The organism is Paenibacillus sp. O199 (assembly GCF_001636635.1).
Taxonomy (GTDB): domain Bacteria; phylum Bacillota; class Bacilli; order Paenibacillales; family Paenibacillaceae; genus Paenibacillus; species Paenibacillus marchantiae.
On the sequence record NZ_LGRP01000020.1, the window covers coordinates 1 to 13,969 of the forward strand.

Consider the following 13,969-nt stretch of genomic DNA (forward strand, 5'->3'; position numbering starts at 1 on the left):
CAGGGCAGATGATCCATTGAATGTGTTGTTGCCTGAGCTTACCAAGCTGACCGAGACGATACTGGCTCAATCCTTCAAGTCGGTACAGACCGATTTGCATGTGCTGGTCAGCGAGATGGAGCAGGTCGATTCCTTTGGATATGCAAGTGCGGCGGGACTCGCTTTTCTGCGGGAACTGGATTACATGCAGGGGCTGGACTATACGTTCAGTGGCAATCTGCTGGTTACGGAGGACGGTATCTCCATTCCGGTTGTACATCCCGCTTCTCCGTTATTCGATCTCGTATATATTTTGTCAGACAAAAACGAGCGGGGAACCGGCGTACCCGGCGGGTGGATCGAAAATGCCGAGATCATCTGCCGAATCTGTCTGCTCAAGAATCGGAAGCAGGATGCAGATAGCTCAGGTTCCGTATCAAGCACGGGGGCCAACACGTATAACAATACGTCGTTCAAAAATAACATCCGTACGACCTCGGATCAGCATGGTTATGCCAGTGCAGGTTTTGCCGAGATTAGACGGCCGAACAAACCCATTGCACTCGCGGTGTTGTATCATCTGTATCGTTATTTGCTTGAACGGATGCGGCAGGAACCCGATTGGAGCATCAAGGACAAGCTCGCCTTTTTCGGACTGGATGGGGCTTCGGTAGAACGTAAAGTGGAAGGGATTCTTCCCGATGAGGATCTGGTGAGCGGCATGAGCGGCATTATGACGCATAACGTCAGCTTCACCGATCTGAAGCCGCTCTCGCTGCGTGAAGCGGAGAGAGCATTGTTCGGGCATGGGGCAGAGGCGTATTTCCGTGATAATGTGGTCCGTCTTGCGGAGGAACGAGTACGTCAGCGCAGCACAGAAGACTCCCTTCGTCGTAAGGCTGAGCAATCGCGCACGGAGCATCCTGAGGTTGGCTATTTTCAGTGGGCTGCCTGGAGTGACAATGGGTTCGGCAGCGTGCGTGAGGCTTTGCTTGGACTGATTCGTGATAAATCGGTGCAACTTGAATCTGCACGTGCCTTGCTTGAGCAGCGTCAGCAGGAGCGGGTAGAGGATCAGTCGTTCAAACGGGCGTTGTTCCGTGACAAACAGAACGTGCGCAACCTGATCGATTGTTTGCTGGAGCGTGTGTATGTGCCCAAAGTTGAATTGCTGCGTCTGGAGAATGAATTGCAGCTGCTTCGTGTCTACGACACAGAGATGGAACAACTGCATACGTTCAGCCGGAGTGTAACGGAGACACTGGCAACGCTGGAACGTGTTTTGCGTGAGACAGCGGTAGAGAGCATAGCGGCTGCAGATGAATATATCGGTCAGAACGTAATGGAGTATTACGGCAAAGTGACGGAAGTGCTGATCGCAGATTTGGAGGCAAAGCGTGGACGGGATGTCTGGTTTGAGGACCGCCATATGGGGGATATGAACCGGCTTGCCACAGAAGGAAACGAGCGACTCTTGCAACGTCTGATGGAGGTATGTCATGTGATGCTGCTTACAGCAGAACCGCTCCGGGTACCTTTCGAAGAAGAATTGCTGTTGCGGGCGAATGTTACAATTACCTATGGGGACAAAAATGTACTGACCCGTGATGATCTGTTCCGCCGATTGTATCGCACACTGGAGGAGCAGGCGGTCGTTCGGGTAAGAGTATTCGACTATACGCAGGAACATCGTTATGAAGAAAAATATTTCTTTGGTGATCACCATAGTGCCTTCATGGACTATGCGGCGTATGCCGAAGAAACGTCACGGATCTATAAGCTGGGTGTGGTATACGAAGAACGAAGCAGTGGTGTGGAGAAGCTGAATCTGATGGGAGGCTTCCATCTGGAAGACCTGATGGTGTATCGCAATGGTCGGGTGTATTACGATTCGTATACGGAGAATGGTTATGAGCTCCATCCCTCCGATCTGGCCGAGAAGCTGTCACCCATGCGTTAAAACATAAGGCTGTATCTTATATGGACGGAAGGGAGGTACAGATCGATCCATCTGTTTCCGTCCAGTACATTATACGTTCATTTTTCATCAACCCATCTTGTATTAATTCAGCCGTTCATCGGCTGTTTTGGAAAGGATGCATGCAAACATGCAGCGAAAAATCAATCTTCTCCTGGTCCTGTTCAGCCTGATTGGCGGAGCTGTGGGCTTTGCGGCTGGAGAAATCATGCTGCGTCAGTGGCTCGGGGAAATGCCCCGTCTATTGCTGATGGGATTATACTTTGGCGTGTTGGCGCTTAGCGTGGGATTATTCTGTTTACTCGCAGAGATGATCTCGCCAAAGCTGAACGGAGCTTCCTGGAAGCTGCGATATCTGGGACTATCCTGGAAACTGCTTGTTCCGGCAACGCTGGCGCTATTGTTTGTCGTCGGACTTGCCCTGCAATTGCTGTATCAGATTAACCCAGGCGGTGTGAAGCAAGTCAAGGATATCGTGCTGATGATCGATAACTCGGGCAGTATGAGTAAGACAGACCCAGATAACGGTCGCTTTGAAGCGGCCAAAACACTGATTAGCCAAATGGAAAGCGATAAACAGGTGGCGGTGATTACCTTTGATGATCAACCCGAGCTGCTTCAGCCGTTCACCCCGTTGGACAGCGAAGCTGCCAAAAATGAGGTGTACAGCAAAATTGATGGCATCGTGACGACCTCGGGCGGAACTAATTTCGATGCAGTGCTGCGGGAAGCGATGGAGCAGATTAAGGGCAAACAGGACCCGAAACGCGGAACGGTAGCGATTCTGCTATCCGATGGATTCAGTGATGCAGACACATCCGGCATTTTGTCTGAGTATGCAAATGAACAGATCGCCGTCAATACGGTGGGGCTGAGTCTGGTGGACCCTTCCGGAACCGACTTGCTGCGTCATATCGCACAGCAGACGGGCGGTATGTACTATGATGTACCAGATTCCGGTGGACTTAATCTGGCATTCCAGCAAATTTACGATACGATTGATGAACGAACGCTGGTGACCGAACGTACAGGCATGATGGAGCACAGTACGTATCTGGCTATTTTCCGAGTGGCTGCCTTACTGTTGATTGGTGTCGCACTGGGCGTGTCGCTAGGACTTGTATTTGATAACCGTCATCTCGCACTCAGTTTGGGAATTGGTGGTGCCGTGTCTGGTTTATTGGCCGGACTTCTGCTCGAATGGGGACTGGACGGATCAACGGTGGGTGATACATTTGTAAGATTCGGAGCGATGCTCATCTTATCTGGTGTGTTAACCCTGTTCAGCTGGATTATTCCGATCAAGGAGAATACACCGCGGAAGACGCGTGGGCGTCGCGATGCTGGTGGAGGAACCAATTCGGTGGAAGGATTCGGTCAGCGGGCAAGAGATTCGCGCAGCAAAGGATTTTGACGTCTGGAGGTAGGCGATAGATGCGTTTTACGGATGCAGACCCTTCAGCGCCCCTGATTCGCAGACTGACACTTGCAGTGGACGAGAGCCAGTGTACACTTCGCTGGCTCTGGCCAGAGAGCGTGGAAGCTGTATATGTTGAACGGCTGGAGCTCGATATGATGGGTGATGATCGTACCGAGGAACAGGCTGCACAGGGCAAGCTGAAGTTATACACAAAAGAAGAATATAAGGCGAGCAATGGATATATGGATCGAATCACGGGTTTTGGTGCAATTCGTTATACAGTGTATGTGTGTCAGATGCAGGAGGACGGGCCAGTTCTGGTGCGTCAGCGTGATGGAGACAACACGGTCGTTGCCAGTGCAGGCAAGGCGGATATTCGCTTTTCCATCCGGTACAAGAGCGGTTTTTTTCAGAAACGAAAAAGTGTACTGATGACCGTTACAACGGAAGCACCTGTTCCGAAGGAGGCACTCTGTTATGTCCGCAAACAAGGCGGGGTTCCGTTGAATAAGGAAGATGGCACGGTGTACCCTTTTGTGAGTGATTTTGCTCCCGGGAGAAATGAGATGCCACCCGTTGAGGTAGCCAAGGACGATTACGTGAGGTTATTCTTCACGGACGGACCAAAGTATGGAGCCGCCTATAGGCTTATATCAGACTAGATAGTTAGGCTTTTTGTCTAACTGATCAGGGGAGGGGAGCGGCTATGAGCTTTTTTAGTCGGTTTTTGAAGAGACAGCAGCCGGAAGAGCGGCCGTTGTTTTACGATATCGTATGTCCGTATTGTTTCAGCAAGTTTTCACCGGAGGAGGTTGTGTTCCGTGCTGCACATCATCGCGACGACGATGAGGACTACGCACTTGGGGAAGATGCGAAGCTGAATCGATATCGCGAACGGTTTGGACTGGATACGGTGTTTGATATGGAGGCCGTGCTGGCTCCGCATGATGTACCTGAGGAACATCGCATCTATTCGGATAACATTGTGATGGGACTGAACGATCGTTACGGTGTGGTTACACGGCGCCGGCTGTGTCCACAGTGCCATAACGAGCTGCCTGTCACGGCAGGCAAAGCACCAAGCAATATCATTTCCATTATTGGGGCATCCCAGGTGGGTAAATCCGTCTACATGACTTCATTGATTCATACATTGCAGCATTACACAGCCGATCATTTTGATGCGGCCTGCATGCCGCTGAACGCGGAGATTAGCCGCCGGTTCCGTGCAGATTATGAAGAACCGCTATTCGAGCGGGGCGATCTGTTGGATTCAACGCAGAAGGAGAAGCTGCAGGAGCCGTTTATTTTCCAATTTGTGTTCAAGGATGAAGATAAAGCTCCGCTGACACTGGTGTTCTTTGACGTCGCTGGTGAAGGTATGGTGGAGCAGGACTATCTGGGACTTCACGGGCAGCATATCAAGAACTCGGCAGGCATTCTGTTCATGGTGGACCCGCTTCAGATTCGTTCCATCCGGGACAAAATCCGCATCAACCTCGGCAACGAGCCAGGCGAGTGGACGCCAAGATACGATGAACCGCGTGATGTGGTGTTAACGATGTTCGGTGACTTTATCGCGTACCAAGACAAAGCCAAGACGAATATTCCGACAGCTGTTGTACTCACCAAAAGTGACATGCTGCATTCCCTCAAGGATGATGAGGGCGATTATATCAAATCCAACAGTAATGTATTCCGCAACATGGTGCACCGCGACTGGTTTGACCTGACCGAATTCGAGAATATCGACGGGGAGATCCGGCGTTTTATCGAGAAGGTGGACCGTCCGTTCAAAGGCACGATGGATGTGTACTTTAAGGATACGGCTTACTTTGCGGTGTCTGCGCTGGGAAGCAATCCGGTGGATATGAAGCTGCAAGGTGTGGTCAGTCCAATCCGTGTCGATGAGCCATTCCTCTGGCTGCTGTACAAGCTGAAGTACATTGAGGGGAGAGTGGGATGATGCGTTCTTCCATGACCCCGCCAATTGAACAACAGCTGTACACTCGAGAGCGGCGCGGGGTGTTTCGCACAACGGAGGGGTTCGATACGGTTGCCGCATCGCCGGGACTGGACCCTTCTTTTATCAAAAAAGTGCTTCATCCCTACTGCGTCTATGACGCTCCGGCGGAGCTGACGGGCCGGAGTGAGAAGGATGAGACGAAGTTTCCCCCGTCCATTCATCTGCTGCATCTGGAGAGCGGGGAGACGATACTTGGGCAAAATGTGTACCAGTCCGTTGATTTCACCGGGCTGCGCAGCGCTTTTTTCGCCCATAACTATGTCTTGTCTCCTGAACGCTCGGAAGAGCAGATGAAGCAAGGTGGCTGGCTGGATGCTGTGTTCGCCACGTCCTATGACATCGAACAAGGTACAGTGCTGCCTGCGCTTACTGAATTGCCACGAGCAGCTGGTGTTGGACAAAGCTCTCCAAGTCAGATCTTTGCCGCTCTGAAAATGGACGAGGTGGTATTCAAACGCCTGCTCTACGCCGTCATGCAAGCTGTAGCTACACGTCGGAAGGTATACATTGCGCTAGATGTGCCCGCTGAGGAAGTTACAGCCGGAGCCAAGGGACTGCTGCGTTTGTTATATACGGCGCTGCCTTACGCGTTCCGGCGGCAGCTCGGCTTTATGACGTTTGCGAAGGAGCCGCAAGCGAAGAAAGGCATCCATATTCAGTTCGTGGAGCGGGGCACGCTGCGTCCGAAAGATCGGAATACGGAGAAGGATTTTACCTTTGATCTGGTATCGGGCAGAGTTACCCATGCAGATGCATCTGTGTCGAAGCTTCCTTATGCGGAATTCGCCTGGACCCTACTGCACGAACCTGCGGCTGCCGATTCATTTTATGCTTTTGCGGATGAGATGCTGTCCGGAATGGAGCCTGGACGGGAGCTCTCCATTGAAGCATACGGGGAACTTTCTATGTTCTATCGTCTGGAGCAGGGGATGGAAGAGTTATACCTGGATAACAAAAGCGATGTCCTAAGTGGATTGCTCACCTACTTGAAACCGGAAGGCGGAGCGCAGCAACGTTCACGCTTGAATGAGTTGTTCCTGACGTTGCTTAGTCGTGAGCTGGACAGCGTCAAACGGGAGAATGTACCTGAAGAATCGGTTGCAGCACGCATCGGGGAGTATTTCCGGGTCGCTGCGCCAGTCGTACAGTCCCGAATCGTGGATTATTTCATCTATGGTGTTAATAACGCCCGTTCGCAGAAACGTATGCGTGCCGTGCAGGAGCTGTATGGCTTGCTGGATCGGGACAGCCTGTTAAGCCGTGCTTTCTTCGACAAAGTGCTCGCGAACGAATCACTGACCAAACTGTTGTTTGAGCCCTATCTGGATAATCAGCTGAAACGCACGGAATCAGCCGCCGATGTTGTGGAAGTGATCCAGAGATGGATTACATCTCACCCGTCTGCCATCCACAACAGTTTCTTGCTGGAACGGACAGGAACGGAGCTGCGTGAACGTTTGTGTTCTGCGCCCAACCCTGTTCAATCTGCCAATGAGGCACTTAAGCGGGTTAGTATCTTGGATCGTGTACCAGTCGCAGGCGGCTTAGACACAGGTATTACCGCCCGGATTGGACAGTCTGGAGCTTCAGTTCGTGCTAATCGGAAAGGTGGACCTGGGTCCGCTGTCCAACCACCAGCGTATCAGGAGGATTTAACCCGGCTCGCAGATAAGCTGGCTTACGTCATTAACTTGTTTATGATTCAGGATCTCGATCTGGAGCGGGTTAACCGTGAACAGCTGTTAAGCATTGATATTTTGTTGCACGGAAACGAGGTTCGGGACTGGGCTGCTCGCCAGGGCTCAGATGTATCTGCGCGTACAAACATGATGCTGGCAGCGAGAGCATGGCTTAGCGGTGAGGGGCGTGACGAAGAGGAGTTGGAATCCCTCTCTTTGGCCGAACGTAATGAGCTCCAGCGCTGGACGCGTCGCTGGCTTGCCGGAGAGCTTCGTGATCGCCCAGATACGGCTGCATTTGAAGCACTGCCGCTGGCTTTCTATCGCGGTGGCAGCGGTAGCAACAGACTCGATTATCCAGGCCTGATTGAATTTATCTATAGTAGTTCAGGACGTACAGAAGTGTTGTATCAATTTATGGAGTGGTCAGGGAATCAACGCTTGTTTATTCGCGGCTCCAACGCACATAAGGGATACTCGGATGCAATCGTGGCCTATTTCAAGGCCCATGATCGTGAAGCTTTTAAGTCAAAGTCAGCTTTCAAACCCTATTATGCCAGAGCAAGCAAGACGATGAAGCCGGCTTACGACCGCGCCAAAACAGAGTTGTCTTCCCCGCTGGTACGCATGCTGACAGGTAAAAGGAAGAACCTTTTTCTAGGATCGGTTATTGTCATCCTGATTATTGGTATTGCTGGAGGTACGTACGCTTTGATGAGCGATAAGGCGGAGACACCTGAGGCATCACCTCCCCCGACACAGGAGCCCGTTGTTCCTGCTGAACCGGAGGTGGAGCTCGCTGAACAGATCGCCTACCTCGTTCCTGCATCCGAAGCGGACGACGGTTCAAAGACGCCTGCCCAGTTGGTGATCCGTTACAGAGACGAAACGGACAGCAATGCTTTGCAAACGGACACTCTCCAATGGAACTTGAAAGATGGTACTACACAGAAGCTCAATGCTGAGGGTGAATGGGAGAGTTTCAACCGAAATGAGGAGCCGGATGGCGAAGGTACAGCTGGTGACAGCTCAGAGGGTACGTCTGAAGGAAGCTCAGCAGGTTCTTCTACCGATAATGTGGACGATACTCAGCAGAGCGGAGAAGCCGAGCAGGGGGCAGATTCAGCCTCAACGGAGGACAACACTTCAGACCCAGCAGCAGGGAGCACGACGGATGCAGGTACTGGCACAGCCTCTGACACTACGGATGAAGGCACAGGACAGAGAGATGCAGACGGCACGGCTTCAGATCCATCTCAGTCTACGGGAGCAGATTCATCTTCAGTGGAAAATCTGACTGTTGCTGAAGCAGATCGTCTGTATCCCTATGGGCACCAAGTGGAGCTTCCGACCGATTTTGATCTAAAGGACATCGTGAGTATCCAGAGTGGAACGCTCGTGATCAACCTAGTCCCGGAACCGAAGCTCTAAGCGGCATTAATTGAATATATTATTAATGGAATACAGCCACCTCGAAGAATTTCGTAGGGGCTGTATTTTTGTTTTTGCTCAATTGATGGGGAATGACATATACAAAATGAATCAATATAGGTCTAATTTTCACAATTCGGACACATTATTAAGATGTTGGGCAAGGATGAACATACGCAAAGCGATGAAATGCACGTACACGATGAGAAAAGCTCTCACATAAAGTGCGAAAAATTTGAACGATTTCTAGTAAAACACTTCAAAAATAGCTTTCAACTATCAAGGAGTTTGGTATTTACTGTTGACAAATGATAATGATTATCAGTATCTTTAGAGTATAAGATCTTGTTGCGCCGGAAATACGCTGAACTACAATTTCGTTTTCGTTGTCATAGCCGGAATACATAACCGGGATAAATGAGAGAGGGATGATCGCATGTTTCGTCTGGAGACGTCCAAGTTGGATATCGCTTATGAGGAAAGACTGATTGTTGAAGATCTGAATATTCAAATTCCCCAAGGAAAAATTACAGCACTTGTTGGAGCCAATGGTTCAGGAAAGTCTACCATCCTGAAAACAATGGCACGGATCATGAATCCAAAAGCAGGTAGTGTATTGCTCGACGGGAAGTCCATCCATAAGCAGTCCACGCGTGAAGTAGCCAAGCAGCTTGCGATTTTGCCACAAAATCCAACAGCTCCTGAAGGACTTACCGTAACCGAACTTGTGTCCTACGGACGGTTCCCATATCAAAAAGGTTTTGGTTCGATGCGTGCTGAAGACAAACGCATGATTGAATGGGCTATCGAAGTGACAGGCATGACGGAGTTCCATGATCGTCCAATCGATCAACTGTCCGGTGGACAGCGTCAACGTGCCTGGATTGCCATGGCTCTTGCACAAGAGACAGATATTCTGTTCCTGGACGAGCCAACAACGTTCCTGGATATGGCTCACCAACTTGAAGTACTGCAATTGCTGGAGCAACTGAATGCCACAGCAAACCGTACAATCGTTATGGTTGTGCATGACTTGAACCATGCTTCCCGTTATGCGCATCACATGATTGGTATTAAAAAAGGTAAAGCCATCGCTACAGGTTCACCTGTAGAGGTTATGAACTCCGATGTGCTTCGCGAAGTATTTAACATTGAAGCTGATATCGTGATTGATCCTCGTTCCGGTGTACCGCTCTGCTTGCCTTACGCCCTTGCGGGTGAACGTCAGCAATCAGCACCTCCAGAACAAGTGCTCATGAACAGTGCAATGGTTCATGCTGGAGGACGGACAGAGCAACGCGTTCGTCACGCGACAGGAAGTTAATGAAACGGGCCATATGTGGTCCTAAACTATAGAATGAAGCCGCTGTGCGTTATGCACGCGGCTCATTCGCATTCTAGGAGGTCTACAGGAATGGGAGCAATCAACTACACCTGGTTACAGCAATATGGACGAATAACAACCGGGACGATCGATGAATCGGTCTTTGGCATGCCTTTGACGGCATTGAAACATCCGAAGCAGGCCAAGCTTATGCTGGAAGCTTATAATGAGCATCTTCGGGCCGATTCTCTTCGCTCAGCGGCTGTTTATTTCATGCATTCGGTTCGTGGCCTGATGATTGGGGTGACGAAGGCAGAGCGGCAAGAGCGGTATGATGCTATTTTGGTTGCGAAGTCAGGCTAAAAAGGTATATGTCCATGTCGATGGACAAAATTTGATTCTACGTATGAACTTGGGCAGGGTTTAATCGCAGATTTGGTAATTGACCGCCTCAGGTCTATAATATAGAGACAGGCTGTGTGCCGCATGCTTATTCGGTACAGTACATACAGCAGCCCAACCTACATCTTACTCATGGGAGGAATCAGTCATGTCCGTATATTCGTATCAGGCGGTAACGACCGCAAATCAGGAAGTTTCACTCGATTTGTATCAAGGCAAAGTGTTGGTGATTGCCAATACAGCCAGCAAGTGTGGGCTGACTCCACAATACGGTGAATTGCAGAAGCTCTATGATCGCTATCGTGATCAAGGCTTGGTTGTATTGGGATTCCCTTGTAACCAGTTCGGAGGCCAGGAGCCGGGTACCAGTGAGGAAGCAGAATCATTCTGCCAAATCAACTATGGCGTTAATTTCCCGGTGTTTGCCAAGGTCGATGTAAATGGTGAAGATGCGCATCCATTGTTCAAGTATCTGCGTGAGCAGCAACCTGGTGTTGGCGAAGACAATAACATCCAATGGAATTTCACCAAATTCCTCGTGAATCGTGAGGGTGAAGTTGTAGGGCGTGTTGAACCAAAAGAATCCCCTGAAGCCATGACTGCAGAGATTGAAAAGCTGCTTGGCGTATAAAATAAACGAAGAAGCCTGCCTCCATATTGGAGGATAGGCTTTTTTTGATACAATTTTTTAGTGCAAATATCCTCTTCATATAAGTGTCTCCTCAGTAGTTACTACGCTTATTTTGAGCATAAACCAGCCATAAGCAGGGAAAACTGAAGTCAATGGAGATTGAGTCGATGACTCGCTTGATCGTAAATAAACCACATCCGAAAAATTTATTTTGATTAACCCCTTGCAATGTGAAAAATATCACATTATAATAAGTGTACAAAGTGAAATAAATCACATAATCAGCATTCATTTAGAAGTGAAATATTTCACAACCACAATGACGTTAAATTCAATTTTTTATTTATATACTCCAAGGGGGAACCTTATAATGAAAATCGCAGTTATCGGATGTACACATGCAGGAACCGCAGCTATCGTTAACACCGCCAAATTGTACCCGGATGCTACCATTACAGTGTATGAGCGCAATGACAACATCTCCTTCTTATCATGTGGCATTGCGCTTTATGTAGGTGGCGTGGTGAAAGATCCAGATGGATTGTTCTATTCTTCGCCAAACCAACTGGCCGAGCTCGGTGTCGTTACCAAAATGCTTCATGAAGTGACGTCAGTAGATGCTGCGGGTCACAAACTTCAGGCTAAAAACTTGAAAACTGGGGAAGAATTCGAAGATACCTTCGACAAGCTGATCGTGACCACGGGTTCATGGCCTGTCGTACCGAAGCTGGAAGGCATCGAGATGGACAACATTTTACTTTGCAAAAACTACAACCATTCCAACACGATCATTGAGAAAGCCAAGCATGCCAAACGCATTACCGTGGTAGGAGCTGGATATATCGGCATTGAGCTGGTGGAGGCTTTCCAAATGAACGGCAAGGAAGTTACACTGATCGATAGCGTGGACCGGATCTTGAACAAATATCTCGACCCCGAGTTCACGGATGCCATTGAAGAAACGTTGACCGGACACGGCATCAAGCTGGCGCTGGGCCAAACGGTACAGAAATTTACCGGAGAGAATGGCAAAGTGAACAAGGTCATTACATCCAAAGGAGAGTTCGAGACAGATCTCGTTATTCTGTGCATTGGTTTCCGTCCAAATACCGAGCTGCTCAAAGGCCAAGTGGATATGCTGCCGAACGGCGCAATCATCGTGGATAAATATATGCAAACCAGCCAAAAAGACGTCTTCGCTGCTGGAGACAGCTGTGCAATTCATTACAACCCAACCGGCAAGGCAGCGTACATTCCACTGGCAACCAACGCAGTGCGGATGGGAACACTCGTAGCACGGAACTTGGTTCGTCCTACGACACGATACATGGGTACACAAGGCACATCAGGTATTAAAATTTATGAGCAAAATATTGCAGGTACAGGTCTGACGGAAACATCTGCTGCGGATGAGGGTCTGGTCGTTGAAGCTGTAACGCTTGAAGATGCTTACCGTCCGGAGTTCATGCCAACGGCAGAGAAGCTGCTGCTCAAAGTAATCTATGAACAGGCTACACGCCGTATTGTTGGTGCGCAGGTGATGTCACAGGCTGATCTGACACAGTCGATCAATACGATCTCTGTCTGCATCCAGAACAACATGACGGTAGATGAGCTGGCCTTCATCGACTTCTTCTTCCAGCCACATTACAACAAACCATGGAACTTCCTGAACTCGGCGGGTCTTCAGGCGTTGCCACCAGTAGAAGTAAAAACACCAGCGATGGTATAACCATAAATATCTGAGAACTGCCGCAGTCATTCTGCGGTAGTTCTTTTTTGTTTTTTCTGGATATCAAGCAAGACACAACGGAAATATTAAAATGTAGTTTTCAGACTTTGTGATAAAAGTAACAAACCTCTTGAAATCTTCGCGATACAATGAACATATCAACAAAACAGGTTGAATTATGATGTTCATGAACTGTGAAGGAGAGGATCGTTATGGCAGCAAAAACACCTCTTGAGGTTGCACAATATACGGTGTATACGGGGATGAAGAAAGCTCAAAATCCGGTGTCCTCCGTATTGATACTCAGTTTTCTGGCAGGCGCTTTTATCGCGCTTGGATTTCTGCTGGATATTCGGGTTATTGCTTCTGCTCCGGCCGAGTGGGGCAGCTTGGTTAATTTGATTGGTGCAGCAGTGTTCCCGGTAGGTTTAATATTGGTGCTGATTGGCGGTGGGGAACTGCTAACAGGTAATATGATGGCCGTCCCACTTGCGACGATTGCACGTAAACTGTCCGCGGGCAACATGTTGAAGAATCTCACCTTAGTAACGATAGGTAATTTCCTTGGGGCGATCTTTGTGGCCTATGCGTTTGGGCATGTGCTTGGTCTGACGGCAGAGGGAGCTTATTTGACCAAAGTGGTGGATATGGCTGGACACAAGCTGGACGACAGCTTCCTTCAGGCTTTTATATCCGGGATCGGGTGTAACTGGCTGGTAGCTCTCGCGGTTTGGTTGTCTTATGCATCGGATACGATGAGTGGAAAAGTATTGGGCATATGGTTCCCAACGATGGCCTTTGTAGCTATTGGATTCCAGCACGTTGTCGCCAACATGTTCCTGATTCCTGCTGCGATCTTTGAAGGGCATTATTCGTGGGGACAATACGTCATGAATTTCATTCCGGTATGGCTTGGCAACCTGACGGGAGGGGCGCTGTTTGTTGCAGCTGCTTACTGGATGGTGTACCTGCGCAAGCATGAGCCGGAAGTGAAGCCTGAGATGGCCATGGCGGCGGCCCAGCCTGTGGAGTCGGAAGCCAGACCGATGTGGAGCAAGCAGGCGTAGCGGCATTTTGGACAGTAACCGAGTTAGCGGTGTAACCGTGGTGCGAGTGCGAGAACGAGTGGAAAGACGAATGCAAAGTAAACAGGAGGCGATTCTGATCTCGTTCAAGTCATGGCTGTCTGCTGTGATGGGCGGGAAAAGAATCGTTTTTTTTTGCAAAAAAATATCCACGCAAAATAAATTCGCCATGACAAGGTTCGGGGGAACGAAACCTGTTCATGGCGAATTTCGGGAGTGGTCCATGATATGGCATGAGGAGGAAGTGGGGAAACACTAGCCTAATGCCTTATTTTTAATTTA

11 protein-coding genes are annotated in these 13,969 nt (G+C 49.5%); all 11 read left to right on the forward strand.

Features of this window, described 5'->3' with window-relative positions:
• The coding region (locus A6049_RS23110; RefSeq protein WP_063566905.1) for a hypothetical protein at window positions 1-1,939 on the forward strand (1,939 nt) is incomplete at its 5' end.
• 148 nt (window positions 1,940-2,087) lie between these two features.
• Window positions 2,088-3,371, forward strand: a complete 1,284-nt coding sequence (locus A6049_RS23115; RefSeq protein ID WP_063566906.1) for a vWA domain-containing protein — start codon at window positions 2,088-2,090, stop codon at window positions 3,369-3,371.
• A 20-nt stretch (window positions 3,372-3,391) separates the two neighbouring features.
• Entirely contained in the window at window positions 3,392-4,039 is a 648-nt protein-coding gene (locus A6049_RS23120; protein WP_063566907.1) for a hypothetical protein, read from the forward strand.
• 44 nt (window positions 4,040-4,083) lie between these two features.
• On the forward strand, window positions 4,084-5,343 hold the full coding sequence (locus tag A6049_RS23125; protein WP_063566908.1) for a TRAFAC clade GTPase domain-containing protein: 1,260 nt from the start codon (window positions 4,084-4,086) through the stop codon (window positions 5,341-5,343).
• Window positions 5,340-8,513 (forward strand): GAP1-N2 domain-containing protein, encoded by a 3,174-nt coding sequence (locus A6049_RS23130; RefSeq protein WP_145921948.1) that lies wholly within the window; start codon window positions 5,340-5,342, stop codon window positions 8,511-8,513. Before A6049_RS23125 ends, A6049_RS23130 begins: the two co-directional genes overlap by 4 nt.
• 436 nt (window positions 8,514-8,949) lie before the next feature.
• Window positions 8,950-9,837, forward strand: coding sequence for an ABC transporter ATP-binding protein (locus tag A6049_RS23135; protein WP_063566910.1), 888 nt, complete (start codon window positions 8,950-8,952; stop codon window positions 9,835-9,837).
• A 90-nt stretch (window positions 9,838-9,927) separates the two neighbouring features.
• Window positions 9,928-10,200: a hypothetical protein gene (locus tag A6049_RS23140; protein WP_063566911.1), complete on the forward strand. Its 273-nt coding sequence runs from the start codon at window positions 9,928-9,930 to the stop codon at window positions 10,198-10,200.
• 187 nt (window positions 10,201-10,387) lie between these two features.
• A complete protein-coding gene (locus tag A6049_RS23145; RefSeq protein ID WP_063566912.1) occupies window positions 10,388-10,870 on the forward strand; it encodes a glutathione peroxidase in 483 nt (160 codons plus the stop codon).
• A gap of 370 nt (window positions 10,871-11,240) precedes the next feature.
• On the forward strand, window positions 11,241-12,602 hold the full coding sequence (locus tag A6049_RS23150) for an FAD-dependent oxidoreductase (protein ID WP_063566913.1): 1,362 nt from the start codon (window positions 11,241-11,243) through the stop codon (window positions 12,600-12,602).
• 212 nt (window positions 12,603-12,814) lie between these two features.
• Window positions 12,815-13,669: a formate/nitrite transporter family protein gene (locus A6049_RS23155; RefSeq protein WP_063566914.1), complete on the forward strand. Its 855-nt coding sequence runs from the start codon at window positions 12,815-12,817 to the stop codon at window positions 13,667-13,669.
• Between the two features lie 7 nt (window positions 13,670-13,676).
• Window positions 13,677-13,946, forward strand: a complete 270-nt coding sequence (locus tag A6049_RS23160; RefSeq protein ID WP_143038132.1) for a hypothetical protein — start codon at window positions 13,677-13,679, stop codon at window positions 13,944-13,946.
• Window positions 13,947-13,969 lie beyond the last annotated feature (23 nt).